Raw genomic sequence first — 15,239 nt, forward strand, 5'->3', positions numbered from 1 at the left:
GGGCTCACACGAGACCTTGCTTGCTGGCCAGCACGGCGGCCTCGGCGCGGCTGGAGACATTGAGCTTGCGGTAGATGGCCTTGATGTGGTCGTTGACGGTAAACCACTTGATGCCCATCAGACCGGCGATCTCCTTGATCGTGAAACCTTTGCTGAGGTAGGTCAGCACCTCGGTCTCGCGCGGCGTCAGGCGCTCGTGGTCCGGCTCCGCGTAGACCGCGGGGGCAGCCGGGCGGGCGGGCTGGAAGTCGCCCGGCGCGTGGGCGCTGTCGAGCGCCATCGAGCCCGAATCGCCGAGACGGAAGTGCGACAGCAGACGCCGCGCGATCGCCGGCGACAGCGGCGGCTGGCCCCGAACGATCTTCTGCAGCTCCTCGACCAGCACCTCGAAGCGGTCTTCCTTCAGCAGGTAGCCGTCGGCGCCGCACTGCAGCGCGGGGAAGAGATGGTCGTCGTCCGAGTACAGCGTGGTGACGATCTTCGTCGCACCGTGTCCGGCCAGTTCGGTGAGCAACTCGAGGCCATTGCCGTCGGGAAGCTCCAGGTCGACGAGCACCAGCTTGAACGGCTCGCTGCCCGCCGGCAACGGCGGGGCACCGCCGATGCCGAGCTGGCGGCGGGCGGATTCGAGGTCCCCGGCCTCGGCCATGCCCGTCACGTCGGAAAAGCTCTCGCGCACGACGCGCGCCAGGAAGTGGCGTGCGACGGGGTTGTCTTCGACGATCAGTACCTTGACGGCCATCGGATTCTCCAGAAAGGGGGACGAACGTCGTGGACCCGGCGCGGCGTCATCGCGGCGGATCCGCGTCGGCCTGGACAGCGCGCGACAGGCGCACATAGCGCTCGCGCAGGTCGGAGAGCCGTTCGTTCTTGGCGGACTCGCTCATCCTGGCGTCGAGCAGCACTTCGGAGCGCTGCTTGAAGTCGTCGACGTCGAGCACGAACTTGAGCTGCTGGTTGCTGGAACGCTTGAAACCGGCGAGGTCGAACATGCGCTTGAGCATCAGCTTCTCGTCATCGGTCCGACCCACACCGAAGATGTATTCCGCGATGCGCTTGCGCACCGACAGGGGCAGGTCGCGACGCCACAGCAGTGGATCCTTCGGGATCATCGCCGACTCCCACAGGATCCGCAGCTGCATCGCCTGAGCGGGCGACTGCTCGCGCAGGCGATGCAACTCCTCGGTGTTGTACGTGCCGGCATGGACCTGGCCGCCGAGCACGGCCGCGAGCGTCTGTGCATGGGTGCCGCGGCGCAGTGCCTGGAAGTGTTCTTCCGGCTTGATCCCGCGCGGCACGAACAGCGCGTACTCCAGCATCACGGCACCGGAGGTCGAGCTGGGCTCGCCCATCGCGAAACGCCAGGTGCGTGGGCGGTTGAGCAGAGGGTCGATCGACAGCAGTGCGCTGTCGCGACGCGTGACGATGATCGAGCGATAGCCGAGCGAGCCCGCGGAATCGACCAGCTGAGCGAACACTTCCACGTTGGTGCGCTCGATGCAATCGAGCGCGGCCTTGTTAGAGACCCAGGCCAGCTGCACCAGGTTGCGAACCACCGCGTCGACGGCTTCTTCGTAGGTGGCGTGGTAGACGCCGTGCACGTCGAGTCCGGTGCCGCGGCGCATGGCGGCGAAGAAGGGTTCCCAGGCTGCGCGGGTCTCGGCGACGGTGGTGGTGGTGATCACGCCGAAGGCCAGCGACGGAGCGTCGGCCGCAGCCACCCGGCCAGCCAGGCCGACGAGGACGAGCATGAGCAGCTTCAGCAGCAAACGGCGCACAGAGGGCTCGCGTTGAATGGGCACGCGAATTTAGCACCGGGGCCGGGCGGACCCGACCCATCAAGAGGGCCCCCCGACGGGGGGCCGCAGCGCCGAAGGCCCTGCGGTAAGAGTCGCTTCAGTCGACGCTGAGCACGATCTTGCCGCGCACCTGCCGTGACGCCATCAGCTCGAAGGCGCGTGGCAGGTCGCGCAGCGCGTAGCGGTGCTCGATCACCGGCTTGATGCGGCCCTGGGCGTACCAGCTCGCCAATTCGTTCAGGGCCCGCGCGTTCTGCTGCGGCTCTCGCTTGGCGAACTCGCCCCAGAACACGCCGACCAGCGAGGCGCCCTTGAGCAGGGCCAGGTTCAGCGGCAGCGCCGGGATGGCGCCGGCGGCGAAGCCGATCACGAGGTAGCGGCCGCGCCAGGCGATCGAGCGGAACACCGGCTCGGCCATCGCGCCGCCGACGGGGTCGTAGACCACATCCGGCCCCTTGCCCTCGGTGGCGGCCTTGATCTGCTCGCGCAGGTCGGCGCTCGTGTAGTTGATCGACGCGTCGGCCCCGAGCGTGCGGCACAGCGCGCACTTCTCGTCGCTCGAGGCGGCGGCGATCACGCGCGCACCCACCGCCTTGGCGATCTGGATCGCGGCGGTGCCGACGCCGCCCGCCGCACCCAGTACCAGCACGGTCTCGCCGGCCTTCAACTGTGCGCGGTCCACCAGCGCGTGATGGCTGGTGCCGTAGGTGCACAGGAAGGCGGCAGCGTCGTCGAACGCGAAGCCCGACGGCAGCGGCATCACCTGCCGGGCGTCGACGCACACATGGCTGCCGAACCCGCCGATGCCGCCGAACGAGGCGACGGCCATGCCGACGTGCAACTGCGTCACGCCGGGACCGACTGCCTCGATCACGCCGGAGAACTCTGCTCCCGGCACGAAGGGCAGCGGGGGCTTCAGCTGGTACTTGTTCTGCACGATCAGCAGGTCGGGGAAGTTCAGGCTGGCGCAGCGCACCGCCACGCGCACTTCGCCGGCCTGCGGTTCGGGCGTGGGCAATTCGGTCCACTTCAGCGCCTCGGGGCCGATCGGGTTGTCGCAGAGCCAGGCGTGCATGTCGTCTCCTTGCTGCCGCAGTCAGCCGCGGCGACCGATGATAGGTAGAGGGCCGCGGGAACTCCGTCGCCGAGGCGACGTGGGGGCTCCCTACAATGAGTCGGATGCGCATCCTTGTTGCCAACGACGATGGTTATCTCGCCCCTGGACTGGCGGCGCTGGTCGAAGCGTGTCGCGGATTGGGCGAACTCGACGTGGTCGCGCCCGAGCAGAACTCGAGCGGCACCTCCAACGCGTTGACGCTGCAGCGTCCGCTATCGGTCTGGACCGCGGCCAATGGCTATCGCTACCTGAACGGCACGCCGTCGGACTGCGTGCACGTGGCGCTGACCGGGCTGCTGCCGCGGCGGCCCGACCTGGTGGTCTCGGGCATCAACAACGGCGCGAACATGGGCGACGACACGCTCTATTCCGGTACGGTGGCCGCGGCGATGGAAGGCTATCTGTTCGGCATCCCGTCGATCGCCTTCTCGCTGAGCGAGAAGGGGTGGACGCACCTCGACACGGCCGCGCGCGTGGCACGCCGTCTCATCGAGCAGGTGATCGCGCTGCCTCCGGTGCCCGGTGCCTGGCTGCTCAACGTGAACATTCCCGACCGGCCCTACGAGGACTTGCGCGGTCTGCGCACCACCCGGCTCGGTCGCCGCCACGCCAGCGAACCGGTGATCCGCCAGAGCAATCCCCGCGGCGAGCCGATCTACTGGATCGGTGCAGCCGGTGACGCTCGCGAGGCCGGTGCCGGCACCGATTTCCATGCCGTGGCTCAGGGCCACGTGTCGGTCACGCCGCTGCAGGTGGACCTGACCGATCACACCCGCCTGCCGGCTTGGGGCTCGTGGCTGGAACGAGCTGGCGAGGGCGGGCGATGAGCGCCGGCCAGCGACCGGCCCCGAAGTTCCCGCTGCGGCTCGACCAGGTCAAGCCGGCAGGTCGCTCAGGCGCCGCACCCTTGCTGCGGCCCCAGCGGCCATTGCACCAGGCAGCCACGGAGCGCGGCCGCGGCACCACGCCGGCCGGTCTGGGACTCGATTCGCACCTGGTGCGCGAGCGCATGCTGGCGCGCCTTCAGGCCGAAGGTGTGCGCGACGCGCGCGTGCTCGCGGCGATGCGGGCCGTGCCGCGGCACAGCTTTGTCGATACTGCGCTGGCCAACCAGGCCTACGAGGACACCAGTCTGCCGATCGGACTCGGGCAGACGATCTCCAAGCCCTCGGTGGTGGCGCGAATGATCGAGTTGATGCTCGCCCTGCAGCCGGCCGGCGCGCGACCGAGGCTGCTCGAGATCGGCAGCGGCTGCGGCTACCAGGCGGCCGTGCTGGCGCAGTTGGCGCGCCAGGTGGTGTCGATCGAGCGGCTGCGACCGCTGTATGACAAGGCGCGGGAGAACCTCGCGCCATTGAACTTCGGGAACCTGCGGCTGGTCTATGGTGACGGCCGTATCGGCCATGCACCGAACGCGCCCTACGACGGCATCATCGCGGCGGCGGGCGGTGAAGACATCCCGCAGCCCTGGATCGACCAACTTGGCCCGGGAGGACGGCTCGTCGCGCCGATGCTCGACGCGCGCAGTGGAGGGCAGGTGCTGGTGGTGATCGACCGTCATGCCGATGGCAACCTGGTGCGCTCGCTGCATGAGGCTGTCAGATTCGTCCCCCTAAAATCCGGCACCGACTGAACGAATGCGACGCAACCTCATGTTTTTTCCTGTCCCCGGTCGCATGCTGTCGCGCGGTCTGACGACCGCGCTGCTGGTGTTCCTGCTCGCGGCCTGCGTGCAGGCGCCACGGCGTGCACCCCCTGTCGAGGATCGCAGCACGCGCAGCCCGGCCGCAGCAGTGGCCGTTCCGGCGGGCGCGGCCGTGGCCTCGGCCGCCAGCGCGCCCGACGCCGGCAAGCCGCTGCCTGGCGCAGAGAACGCCGGCAAGCCGGGCTACTACACCGTCAAGCCGGGCGACACGATGATCCGCATCGGTCTCGAGACCGGCCAGAACTGGAAGGACATCGCTCGCTGGAACGGCATGGAGAACGTGAACGCCATCGAGGTCGGTCAGGTGCTGCGCGTGCTGCCGCCGACGGTCGACCCGACGGTGGTCGCGGCCAAGCCGGTGGCCAGCACGAAGGTCGAGGCGCGGCCGCTCGAGACCAAGCCGGGCGCCGCTGCAGCGGCGGCACCGGGAGGCAGCGCGTCGGGCAGTACCGTGGCAGCGGCCCCGCAGGCACCGGTCATCACCCAGACTCCCGCGGCCTCGTCGAACCGGGACGACGACGAACTGAACTGGGCCTGGCCCGCTTCGGGTGCCGTGCTGGCAAACTACGACGAGGCGCGCAACAAGGGGCTCGCGATCGGCGGCAAGGCCGGCGATCCGGTGACCGCGGCAGCGGACGGGCGCGTCGTGTATGCCGGGTCGGGGCTGCGCGGTTACGGCAATCTCGTGATCGTGAAGCACAACACCACCTACCTGACCGCCTACGCGCACAACCAGACGCTGCTGGTCAAGGAAGACCAGCCGGTCAAGCGGGGCCAGAAGATCGCCGAGATGGGCTCGACCGACGCCGAGCGGGTACAACTGCATTTCGAGATCCGCAAGCTGGGCAAGCCGGTCGATCCGGTCAAGCTCCTGCCACCACGCTAGCGACGCGCCCGACCATCATGAACCACAGGAAGCACTCTCCGCCCGGCAACGGACACGCGCTTCCTGATGCGAGGGCCCTGCCGCACGGGGCCTGGCCGGTCGAGCCGACGCATGGTGGTGGAGATCCGCCGAATGGTGCGGACGACCTGCCGGAGCCGGTGCAGGAGCACCTGCCGATCGCTGCCGGCGAAGGCGAGGTCGGCAACACGCTGCAGACCTATCTGCGCGAGATCCGGCGAGCGCCCCTGTTCACGCCCGACGAGGAATTCGCGATGGCCACGCGCGCCCGGGCCGGCGACTTCGCGGCGCGGCAGCAGATGATCGAGCGCAATCTGCGGCTCGTGGTCAGCATCGCCAAGAGCTACCTCAGCCGCGGCCTGCCGATGACCGACCTGATCGAGGAAGGCAACCTCGGCCTGATGCACGCGATCGGCAAGTTCGAGCCTGAACGCGGCTTTCGCTTCTCGACCTACGCCTCGTGGTGGATCCGCCAGAGCATCGAGCGCGCGATCATGCACCAGGCCCGCCTGGTGCGGCTGCCGGTGCATGTGGTGCGTGAACTCAACCAGGTGCTCAAGGCGCGCCGTGCGCTGGAGGGCGAAGCCGCAGCGAGCGCCGACGGGCGGACCGTCCGCGTCGACGAGATCGCTGCAGCGTTGGGGCGCCCGGTGACCGAGGTGTCCGAACTGCTGCGATTTGCCGAGCAGCCCACGTCGCTCGATGCGCCGCTCGAGCGCCAGGCAGGCAATGGGGCCGAGACGCTGGGCGACATGGTGGCCGACGAGCAGGCCACGGACCCGCTGGGCCACACGCTGAACCATGAACTCGACGTGCTGCTGGAGCATGGTTTGGGCGAACTGAGCGAACGCGAGCGCGAGGTGCTGGCTGGGCGCTATGGATTGCACGACAGGGAACCCGAGACGCTGGAGGTGCTCGCCGAGCGGCTGGGCCTGACGCGCGAGCGTATCCGCCAGATCCAGCAGGAGGCGCTGCTCAAGCTCAAGCGCCGGATGGCACGCAACGGCGTCAACCGCGACTCGATCTTCTGAGTGGGAGGGTTGCCGGCAGCGCCGGCCATGGCCCCGGATAATCTGTGGCATGACAGCAGGCGATGAATGGCTGACGGTCGAGTCGCTCGACCTCGAGGCACAAGGCGTGGCGCACAACGCCGAAGGCAAGGTGGTGTTTGTCGAGGGCGCCTTGCCGGGTGAGCAGGTTCTGGTGGCCGTGGGACGGCGCAAGAACAACTGGGAGCAGGGCACGATGACGGCGCTGCGCCGCGAGAGCTCGCAACGCGTCACGCCGCGTTGCGAGTACTTCGGACTCTGCGGCGGCTGCAAGATGCAGCATTTCCATGTCGGTGCTCAGGTCGCGGTGAAGCAGCGGGTGCTGGAGGACAACCTCTGGCATCTGGGCAAGGTGAAGGCCGGCCAGATGCTACGGCCCATCGAGGGGCCGACCTGGGGCTATCGCTACCGGGCGCGCCTGTCTGTGCGGCATGTCGTCAAGAAGGGCAAGGTCCTGATCGGCTTCCACGAGCGCAAGTCGAGCTACGTGGCGGACATGAGCCGCTGCGAGATCCTGCCGCCGCACCTGAGTGCGATGCTGCTGCCACTGCGCGCCCTGATTGCCGCCATGGACGGCCGCGACCGGCTGCCGCAGATCGAGGTGGCGATCGGCGAGGCGCCCGACGGGCTCGTGACGGCGCTGGTGCTGCGCCACCTCGAGCCCCTGAGCGCGGACGACCTGCAGAGGTTGCGGGCTTTTGGCGCCGAGCACGGCGTGCAGTGGTGGCTGCAGCCCAAGGGGCCCGACACCGTGCAGCGGCTCGACGACGGCGGGCCTCAGCTCGCCTACACGTTGCCGGAATACGGCGTCGTCATGCCCTTCAAGCCGACCGATTTCACCCAGGTCAACCACGCCATCAACCGCGCGCTGGTGGTGCGGGCGCTGCGGCTGCTGGACGTGCAGGGCGACGAGCGTGTGATCGACTGGTTCTGCGGGCTCGGCAATTTCACGCTGCCGCTGGCCACGCAGGCGCGAGAGGTGCTCGGGATCGAGGGCAGCGAAGCATTGGTGGCGCGCTCACGCGACAACGCGGCGCTCAACGGCCTGTCGCACAAGACGCGCTTCGACGCGCGCAACCTGTTCGAACTGCTGCCGGCGGATCTGGTGGCCTACGGCAGCGCGACAAAGTGGCTGGTCGACCCGCCGCGCGAGGGCGCATTCGCCCTGGCCAAGGCCGTGGCCGATGCGGTGCAGGACCCGGGGCAGGCGCCCGGCTGGGTGCCACCGGCGCGCATCGTGTACGTGAGCTGCAATCCGGCCACGCTGGCGCGCGACGCCGGCCTGCTGGTGCACCAGGCCGGCTACCGCTGCGTGCAGGCCGGCGCAGTGAACATGTTCCCGCACACCGCGCATGTGGAAAGCATTGCGGTCTTCGACCGCAATGCTTCGGCTTAGGCGCATGTCGCAGAGCGACGTGATGCCGTAGCCAAAGCATCTGCGTTGAGCCAGGTACAAAGAAAAAGGCCCCGCGGAGCGGGGCCTTGTCGATCCGGCGAGGCGACTTACTCGCGTTCGCCGCCGAAGATGCCCAGCAGGCTCAGCAGGCTCTGGAACACGTTGTAGACGTCAAGGTAGATGGCCAGCGTCGCGGTCACATAGTTCGTTTCGCCGCCATCGATCACGCGCTTGATGTCGTACAGCATGAACGCCGAGAAGATCACGATGGCGAGCACCGAGACCGTCAGGAACAGCGCCGGCATCTGCAGCCAGATGTTGGCGACGCTGGCCACGATCAGGCCGATCACACCCACCATCAGCCACTTGCCCAGCCCGGACAGGTCTCGCTTGATGGTGGTCGCCAGCGTGGCCATGCCGAAGAACACCAGCGCGGTGCCGCCGAAGGCCATGCCGATCAGGGTGGCGCCGTTGCTGTAGTTGCCCAGCACGCCACCGATCAGGCGCGACAGCATCAGGCCCATGAAGAAGGTGAAGCCCAGCAACAGCGCTACGCCGATGCCGGAGTTCTTGAACTTCTCGATCGCGAAGAAGAAGCCGAACGCGATGCCCATGAACAGCAGGAAGCCGATGAAGGGGCTGCCGGCGAAGAAGCTGAAGCCGGTCGCGACCCCCACCCAGGCACCCAGCACGGTCGGCACCAGCGACAGCGCCAGCAGCCAGTACGTGTTGCGCAGGACGCGATTGCGCTCGCCGCCGACGGCGGCCGAGCCGGGGTAGGCGGTTTGCAGGGTGTCGTTCATTCGATAACCTCCGTAGGGAAGAATAGGCTTGCTTGGAGCTGACGTCCGGATTCTAGTTCCGTTGTGCGAGTGATGCGCAGGCTGCCCCGGTTCCAATGGCGGGCTGATGCGGAATTGGCCGCAGTCTCTTTGCCACGGGGCCCGGGTCGCCTTAGAGTCGGGTTAACCCATAGTCGGAGGATTCCATGCAGACCAAGCCCGTGCTGTCCCTCGAGGATGTCAAGCGCATCGCGGCCGCAGCCGAAGCCGAGGCACTGGCGCACCAGTGGCCGGTGACGATCGCGATCGTCGACGATGGGGGGCATCTGCTGTGGCTGCAGCGTCTGGACGGCGCGGCGCCGGTCTCGGCGCATATCGCGCCGGCGAAGGCCCATACCGCCGCGCTGGGCCGGCGAGAAAGCCGGGTGTACGAAGAGGTCATCAACCAGGGGCGCACGTCGTTCCTGAGCGCACCGACCATCGCGGGCATGCTGGAGGGGGGCGTTCCCATCCTGCTGCAGGGTCAGTGCGTCGGCGCGGTGGGCGTCAGCGGCGTGAAGTCGAACGAGGACGCACAGGTGGCCAAGGCGGGGATCGCCGCGCTGGGCTGACCGGCAGGCCAGACGAGGACGGGGCGTTCCCGACTGCGGGGTCACTTGGTGAGGATGAGCTTGCCGAGCCGCGTGCTGCGCAGTTGGTAGAGCGCTCCGTTGTGCTCGATGTGCACAACATTGCGGCCCTGGAGCAGCGCCGCGCTATGAACCTGGGGCGCGGGCGGGGCGGTCGCCGCAGTACAGGGCACCGCGGGTCCAAGGCCGCCGGAACGCAGGGAAGGCAGGTCGAGAGTCGGGTTGGCGATGTTCATCAGGCATCCCTCAACGTGGTGAACGCAGCGCCCACCAGGCGCCCAGGACAACGACGGACAGGCTGGCCAGCCACCACATGTTCAGGCGAGTGCCGCAGCCGGTTGAGCCACGCGCAGGCGGCCCACCAAGCCGCAAGCGGGTTGCTGGCGGGCCTCGTCGAACACGGAGCGGGCGCAGTCACCGCAGCGGCCGCAACCGGTGGCGACACCGGTGTTCAACTGCAATTCATCGAAGCTGTCGCAGGCCGTTGCATGGCGCTCGATCTCGCGATGAGAGATGCGGTGGCAGACACAGACGATCATGGTGCGGCAGTCCGGGTTCAGAGTGCCTTCACTATAAATAGGAATGATTCGTAATACAAGCCCCTGTTGACCCAGGGGCTTGTGCTGACCGTGCCGTCGCTCAGGAGCCGATCTCGCCCATCTGCGACTGCAGGTAGTTCTGCGGACCGACCTGGTCGACCAGGCCGAGCTGCGTCTCAAGGAAATCGATGTGCTCCTCGGTGTCGTCGAGGATGCCCTGCAGCAGGTCGCGCGAGACGTAGTCGCGCACCGTCTCGCAGTGCGCGATGCCATCCTTGATCGTGAGTTGCGCGGTCTGCTCCAGTTGCAGGTCGCTGCGCATCGCCTCGACGACATCCTCGCCGATCAGCAGCTTGCCCAGGTCCTGCAGGTTCGGCAGGCCGTCGAGCATCAGGATGCGGTCCATCAGGCGGTCCGCGTGCTTCATCTCGCCGATCGACTCTTCGTATTCCTTCTTCGCGAGCTTGTCGAAACCCCAGTGCTTCATCAAGCGGTAGTGCATGAAGTACTGGTTGATCGCGGTCAGCTCGTTCTTGAGCTGCGCGTTCAGGTATTCGATGACTTTGGCGTCGCCTTTCATGGCCCTCTCCGTGGTGTGATTCGCTGCATTATCGAAGCGCAGAGGCGGCTTTCCAGCGCTCCGCCTGCCAAGGCCCCGCCGATTCGCTCTTGACGCGCATGCGACTGACTCGCAGTCCCGGAGCGGGCGCGAAGCCAGCTACAATTCAAAGGTTTACCCGCACCCACCTGCCGCCCACCGAAACTTCCGCTGTTTCCCGCCGGACTCAGGCCCGAAGAGCCGAGCTGGGCGCGCGCAAATGACGGAGTTCCCGTGCTGCCAGATCTGCCCCTCGCTCTACTTGCTCTCGCAGACGGCACGGTCTTTCAAGGTACCTCGATCGGCGCGGCCGGTCGCACGGTCGGCGAGGTGGTGTTCAACACCGCGCTCACCGGCTACCAGGAAATCCTCACCGACCCGAGCTACTGCCGGCAGATCGTCACGCTGACGTATCCGCACATCGGCAACACCGGCGTCAACGAGGAGGATGTCGAAGCCTCGAAAGTCCATGCCGCCGGCCTGATCATCAAGGACCTGCCGGTCCTCGACTCGAATTTCCGCAAGACCCGCACGCTGTCGCAGTATCTGCGCGACGAAGGAACGGTGGCGATCGCCGACATCGACACCCGCAAGCTCACCCGCATCCTGCGCACCGGCGGGGCCCAGAACGGCTGCATCGTGGCGCTGCCGCGCGGGGAGACCTTCACCGAGGCGCTGGTCGCCGACGCGGTGGCCCGGGCGCGCAGTGCGCAGAGCATGGCAGGCCTGGATCTCGCCAAGGTCGTGAGCACTGCGATGCCCTACGGTTGGACCGAGACCGAGTGGTCGCTGGGCACCGGCTACGGCACCCAGGCGGCGCCGAAGTTCCACGTCGTCGCCTATGACTTCGGCGTCAAGCGCAACATCCTGCGCATGCTGGCCAGCCGCGGCTGCCAGGTCACGGTGGTGCCGGCCAAGACGCCGGCCGCGGAGGCGCTGCTGCTGAAGCCGGACGGCATCTTCCTCAGCAACGGCCCGGGCGACCCCGAGCCCTGCGACTACGCGATCGAGGCAACGCGCACGCTGATCGACACCGGCCTGCCGGTGTTCGGCATCTGTCTGGGTCACCAGATCATGGCGCTGGCTTCGGGGGCGAAGACCTTCAAGATGAAGTTCGGGCACCACGGCGCCAACCACCCGGTAAAGGACCTGGACGACGGCCGCGTCAGCATCACGAGCCAGAACCACGGTTTCGCGGTCGACGAGAAGTCCCTGCCGGCCACCCTGCGCCCCACGCACGTGAGCCTGTTCGACGGCACGCTGCAGGGGCTGGCGCGCACCGACAAGCCCGCCTTCTGCTTCCAGGGCCACCCGGAAGCGTCTCCCGGGCCGCACGACATCGGCTACCTGTTCGACCGCTTCATTGCGCTGATGGAAAAGAACTGACATGCCCAAGCGCACCGACCTTCAAAGCATCCTCATCATCGGCGCCGGCCCGATCATCATCGGTCAGGCCTGCGAGTTCGACTACTCCGGCGCTCAGGCCTGCAAGGCGCTGCGCGAGGAGGGCTATCGCGTCATCCTCGTCAACAGCAATCCGGCGACGATCATGACCGACCCGGAGATGGCCGATGCCACCTACATCGAGCCGATCACGTGGTCGGTGGTCGAAAAGATCATCGCCAAGGAGCGCCAGGCGCATCCCGACGAGAAGATGGCGATCCTGCCCACGATGGGCGGCCAGACCGCGTTGAACTGCGCCCTCGACCTGCACAAGCACGGTGTGCTGTCCAAGTACGGCGTCGAGATGATCGGCGCCAACGAGCACGCGATCGAGAAGGCCGAGGACCGCCTGAAGTTCAAGGACGCGATGACCGGCATCGGCCTGCATTCGGCCAAGAGCGGCATCGCGCACTCGATGGAGGAGGCGCTGGCCGTCCAGCGTCGGATCACGAGCGACATCGGCGGCACCGGTTTCCCGATGGTGATCCGCCCGAGCTTCACGCTCGGCGGCACTGGCGGCGGCATCGCCTACAACCCCGAGGAGTTCGAGGAGATCTGCAAGCGCGGCCTCGACCTCTCGCCGACCAAGGAACTGCTCATCGAGGAGAGCCTGATCGGCTGGAAGGAGTACGAGATGGAGGTGGTCCGCGACAAGGCGGACAACTGCATCATCGTCTGCTCGATCGAGAACCTCGATCCGATGGCATCCACACCGGCGACTCGATCACCGTGGCGCCGGCCCAGACGCTGACCGACAAGGAATACCAGCTGCTGCGCAACGCCAGCATCGCGATCCTGCGCGAGATCGGCGTCGACACCGGCGGCTCCAACGTGCAGTTCTCGATCAACCCGGACAACGGCCGCATGGTCGTGATCGAGATGAACCCGCGCGTGTCGCGGTCGTCGGCCCTGGCTTCAAAGGCCACCGGATTCCCGATCGCGAAGGTGGCCGCCAAGCTGGCGGTCGGCTACACGCTCGACGAACTGCGCAATGACATCACCGGCGGCGCGACGCCGGCGAGCTTCGAGCCCAGCATCGACTACGTCGTCACCAAGATCCCGCGCTTCGCGTTCGAGAAGTTCCCGGCCGCCGACTCCCGCCTGACCACGCAGATGAAGTCGGTGGGCGAGGTGATGGCGATGGGCCGCAGCTTCCAGGAGAGTTTCCAGAAGGCGCTGCGCGGTCTCGAGACCGGCATCGACGGCCTGTCCGAGCGCAGCACCGACCGCGAGGAGATCGTCCAGGAGATCGGCGAGGCGGGTCCGGAGCGCATCCTCTATGTCGCCGACGCCTTCCGCATCGGCCTGAGCCGCGACGAGATCTTCGAGGAAACCGCGATCGACCATGGTTCCTGGCACAGATCGAGCAGCTCGTGCAGGCGGAGCTGGCGCTGAAGGGCCGCACGCTGGCCAGCCTGTCGACGGACGAGCTGCGCTTCCTCAAGCGCAAGGGCTTCTCCGACAAGCGCCTGGCCAAGCTGCTCGGCACCCACCAGCATGAGGTGCGCGCCGCGCGCCACGCACAGGGCGTGCGGCCGGTCTACAAGCGCGTCGACACCTGTGCGGCCGAGTTCGCCACGCAGACCGCCTACATGTACTCGACGTACGACGACGAGTGCGAGGCGCAGCCGACCGACCGCAAGAAGATCATGGTGCTCGGCGGCGGCCCGAACCGCATCGGCCAGGGCATCGAGTTCGACTACTGCTGCGTGCACGCCGCGCTGGCGATGCGCGAGGACGGCTACGAGACCATCATGGTCAACTGCAACCCCGAGACCGTGTCGACCGACTACGACACCTCGGACCGGCTTTACTTCGAGCCGGTGACGCTGGAAGACGTGCTGGAGATCGTCGACAAGGAAAAGCCGGTCGGCGTGATCGTGCAGTACGGAGGCCAGACGCCGTTGAAGCTGGCGCTCGACCTGGAGCGCGCCGGCGTGCCGATCGTCGGCACCTCGCCGGACAGCATCGACATCGCGGAAGATCGCGAGCGCTTCCAGCAATTGCTGCACAAGCTCGGTCTGAAGCAGCCTCCGAACCGCACCGCGCGCACCGAGGAGGCCGCGCTGCAGCTGGCGCAGGAGATCGGCTACCCCCTGGTGGTGCGCCCGAGCTACGTGCTGGGCGGCCGTGCGATGGAGATCGTGCATGGCGACAAGGACCTCGAGCGCTACATGCGCGAGGCGGTCCGCGTGTCCGAGAAGTCGCCGGTGCTGCTCGACCGCTTCCTCGATGACGCGGTGGAGGTCGATGTCGACTGCATCTCCGACGGCCACGACGTGATGATCGGCGCGATCATGGAGCACATCGAGCAGGCCGGCGTGCACTCCGGCGACTCGGCGTGCTCGCTGCCGCCGTATGCGCTGAGCCCGGCGCTGCAGGATGAACTGCGGCGCCAGACCGCGGCGATGGCGAAGGCGCTGCAGGTCGTGGGCCTGATGAACGTGCAGTTCGCGATCCAGGGCGAGGGCGATGAGGCGGTCGTCTACGTGCTCGAGGTCAACCCGCGCGCGTCGCGCACCGTACCCTTCGTCTCCAAGGCCACCGGCCAGCCGCTGGCCAAGATCGCGGCGCGCTGCATGGTCGGCCAGAAGCTGGCCGCGCAGAAGGCCCTGAGGGGCGAGGCGCCGCGCGAGATCGTGCCCTCGTACTACAGCGTCAAGGAAGCGGTGTTCCCGTTCAACAAGTTCCCCGGCGTCGATCCCATCCTCGGCCCCGAGATGCGCTCGACCGGCGAGGTGATGGGGGCGGGCCGCAGCTTCGGCGAGGCCATGCTCAAGAGCCAGCTCGGCGCCGGCTCGCGCCTGCCGTCCAGGGGCACGGTCGTCATCACGGTGAAGAACGCCGACAAGGATCGCGCGGTCAAGATCGCCGGCGATCTGGTCGATCTCGGCTTCAACGTCGTCGCCACCAGGGGCACGGCAGCGGCCATCTCGGCGGCCGGCGTGCCGGTGAAGGTGGTCAACAAGGTCAAGGACGGTCGGCCGCACATCGCCGACATGATCAAGGCCGGCGAGATCCAGCTGGTATTCACGACCGTCGACGAGACCCGTACCGCGATCGCGGATTCGCGCTACATCCGCACCGCGGCGATCGCCAACCGCGTCAGTTACTACACGACCATGGCCGGCTGCGAGGCCGCGGTCGAGGCACTGAAGCATCAGGACGATCTGACCGTGCTTTCCCTGCAGGAACTGCACGCGGAACTCCACTAAACTGCGCGCTTCACACGGCCGCCCCGGAGCCCCGGGGCGGCTGAGTTTTTTGCACGCACCGAT

Annotated in this window: 14 protein-coding genes and 1 pseudogene; 8 read left to right on the top strand and 7 right to left on the bottom strand. The window is 67.5% G+C overall.

The window, feature by feature from the left end; translation table 11 throughout:
- Nucleotides 1–4 precede the first annotated feature (4 nt).
- The 3 genes from Y694_RS02965 to Y694_RS02975 form a co-directional block, all read right to left on the bottom strand.
- Nucleotides 5–742, bottom strand: coding sequence for a response regulator transcription factor (locus Y694_RS02965; RefSeq protein WP_011828848.1), 738 nt, complete (start codon nt 740–742; stop codon nt 5–7).
- A 46-nt stretch (nt 743–788) separates the two neighbouring features.
- Nucleotides 789–1,751, bottom strand: a complete 963-nt coding sequence (gene phnD / locus Y694_RS02970; protein WP_152543388.1) for a phosphate/phosphite/phosphonate ABC transporter substrate-binding protein — start codon at nt 1,749–1,751, stop codon at nt 789–791.
- Between the two features lie 145 nt (nt 1,752–1,896).
- On the bottom strand, nt 1,897–2,874 hold the full coding sequence (locus tag Y694_RS02975; RefSeq protein ID WP_036229696.1) for an NADPH:quinone oxidoreductase family protein: 978 nt from the start codon (nt 2,872–2,874) through the stop codon (nt 1,897–1,899).
- Nucleotides 2,875–2,978: 104 nt separating this feature from the next.
- On the opposite strand from Y694_RS02975, the gene surE reads away from it, so the two are divergent.
- Genes surE through rlmD form a run of 5 tightly spaced genes read left to right on the top strand, consistent with a single transcriptional unit; the run spans nt 2,979 to nt 7,970 of the window.
- Nucleotides 2,979–3,743, top strand: a complete 765-nt coding sequence (surE, locus tag Y694_RS02980) for a 5'/3'-nucleotidase SurE (RefSeq protein ID WP_036229698.1) — start codon at nt 2,979–2,981, stop codon at nt 3,741–3,743.
- A complete protein-coding gene (locus Y694_RS02985; protein WP_011828852.1) occupies nt 3,740–4,549 on the top strand; it encodes a protein-L-isoaspartate(D-aspartate) O-methyltransferase in 810 nt (269 codons plus the stop codon). Before surE ends, Y694_RS02985 begins: the two co-directional genes overlap by 4 nt.
- Nucleotides 4,550–4,568: 19 nt before the next feature.
- Nucleotides 4,569–5,507, top strand: coding sequence for a peptidoglycan DD-metalloendopeptidase family protein (locus Y694_RS02990; protein ID WP_231497511.1), 939 nt, complete (start codon nt 4,569–4,571; stop codon nt 5,505–5,507).
- 17 nt (nt 5,508–5,524) lie between these two features.
- Entirely contained in the window at nt 5,525–6,556 is a 1,032-nt protein-coding gene (rpoS, locus tag Y694_RS02995) for an RNA polymerase sigma factor RpoS (protein ID WP_011828854.1), read from the top strand.
- 49 nt (nt 6,557–6,605) lie between these two features.
- Complete coding sequence (gene rlmD / locus Y694_RS03000) at nt 6,606–7,970, top strand: 23S rRNA (uracil(1939)-C(5))-methyltransferase RlmD (RefSeq protein WP_036229704.1); 1,365 nt, start codon at nt 6,606–6,608, stop codon at nt 7,968–7,970.
- A gap of 107 nt (nt 7,971–8,077) precedes the next feature.
- On the opposite strand, the gene Y694_RS03005 is transcribed toward rlmD, so the two are convergent.
- Nucleotides 8,078–8,773, bottom strand: a complete 696-nt coding sequence (locus Y694_RS03005) for a Bax inhibitor-1/YccA family protein (protein ID WP_011828856.1) — start codon at nt 8,771–8,773, stop codon at nt 8,078–8,080.
- Nucleotides 8,774–8,958: 185 nt separating this feature from the next.
- Here Y694_RS03005 and Y694_RS03010 point away from each other — a divergent pair, with 185 nt between their 5' ends.
- Entirely contained in the window at nt 8,959–9,363 is a 405-nt protein-coding gene (locus Y694_RS03010) for a heme-binding protein (RefSeq protein WP_036229706.1), read from the top strand.
- 41 nt (nt 9,364–9,404) lie between these two features.
- On the opposite strand, the gene hemP is transcribed toward Y694_RS03010, so the two are convergent.
- The 3 genes from hemP to bfr form a co-directional block, all read right to left on the bottom strand.
- Nucleotides 9,405–9,617 carry a hemin uptake protein HemP gene (gene hemP / locus Y694_RS03015; protein WP_049820777.1) on the bottom strand — a complete coding sequence of 71 codons (213 nt, stop codon included), beginning with the start codon at nt 9,615–9,617 and terminating at the stop codon, nt 9,405–9,407.
- 81 nt (nt 9,618–9,698) lie between these two features.
- Complete coding sequence (locus Y694_RS22355; protein WP_011828858.1) at nt 9,699–9,920, bottom strand: bacterioferritin-associated ferredoxin; 222 nt, start codon at nt 9,918–9,920, stop codon at nt 9,699–9,701.
- A gap of 100 nt (nt 9,921–10,020) precedes the next feature.
- Nucleotides 10,021–10,500, bottom strand: a complete 480-nt coding sequence (bfr, locus tag Y694_RS03025; protein WP_011828859.1) for a bacterioferritin — start codon at nt 10,498–10,500, stop codon at nt 10,021–10,023.
- 252 nt (nt 10,501–10,752) lie between these two features.
- Here bfr and carA point away from each other — a divergent pair, with 252 nt between their 5' ends.
- Nucleotides 10,753–11,904, top strand: a complete 1,152-nt coding sequence (gene carA, locus Y694_RS03030) for a glutamine-hydrolyzing carbamoyl-phosphate synthase small subunit (RefSeq protein WP_011828860.1) — start codon at nt 10,753–10,755, stop codon at nt 11,902–11,904.
- Nucleotide 11,905: 1 nt separating this feature from the next.
- A pseudogene (gene carB / locus Y694_RS03035) lies at nt 11,906–15,176 on the top strand (carbamoyl-phosphate synthase large subunit).
- The last annotated feature ends 63 nt before the right edge of the window (nt 15,177–15,239 follow it).

The organism is Methylibium sp. T29-B, from assembly GCF_000576225.1.
GTDB classification, from domain to species: Bacteria; Pseudomonadota; Gammaproteobacteria; order Burkholderiales; family Burkholderiaceae_C; genus Methylibium; species Methylibium petroleiphilum.

Bases quoted from the DNA above. Each gene is read 5' to 3' on its own strand.
- Y694_RS02965 (WP_011828848.1), bottom strand. From the start codon at position 742: ATGGCCGTCAAGGTACTGATCGTCGAAGACAACCCCGTCGCACGCCAC.
- phnD (WP_152543388.1), bottom strand. From the start codon at position 1,751: ATGCTCGTCCTCGTCGGCCTGGCTGGCCGGGTGGCTGCGGCCGACGCT.
- Y694_RS02975 (WP_036229696.1), bottom strand. From the start codon at position 2,874: ATGCACGCCTGGCTCTGCGACAACCCGATCGGCCCCGAGGCGCTGAAG.
- surE (WP_036229698.1), top strand. From the start codon at position 2,979: ATGCGCATCCTTGTTGCCAACGACGATGGTTATCTCGCCCCTGGACTG.
- Y694_RS02985 (WP_011828852.1), top strand. From the start codon at position 3,740: ATGAGCGCCGGCCAGCGACCGGCCCCGAAGTTCCCGCTGCGGCTCGAC.
- Y694_RS02990 (WP_231497511.1), top strand. From the start codon at position 4,569: ATGTTTTTTCCTGTCCCCGGTCGCATGCTGTCGCGCGGTCTGACGACC.
- rpoS (WP_011828854.1), top strand. From the start codon at position 5,525: ATGAACCACAGGAAGCACTCTCCGCCCGGCAACGGACACGCGCTTCCT.
- rlmD (WP_036229704.1), top strand. From the start codon at position 6,606: ATGACAGCAGGCGATGAATGGCTGACGGTCGAGTCGCTCGACCTCGAG.
- Y694_RS03005 (WP_011828856.1), bottom strand. From the start codon at position 8,773: ATGAACGACACCCTGCAAACCGCCTACCCCGGCTCGGCCGCCGTCGGC.
- Y694_RS03010 (WP_036229706.1), top strand. From the start codon at position 8,959: ATGCAGACCAAGCCCGTGCTGTCCCTCGAGGATGTCAAGCGCATCGCG.
- hemP (WP_049820777.1), bottom strand. From the start codon at position 9,617: ATGAACATCGCCAACCCGACTCTCGACCTGCCTTCCCTGCGTTCCGGC.
- Y694_RS22355 (WP_011828858.1), bottom strand. From the start codon at position 9,920: ATGATCGTCTGTGTCTGCCACCGCATCTCTCATCGCGAGATCGAGCGC.
- bfr (WP_011828859.1), bottom strand. From the start codon at position 10,500: ATGAAAGGCGACGCCAAAGTCATCGAATACCTGAACGCGCAGCTCAAG.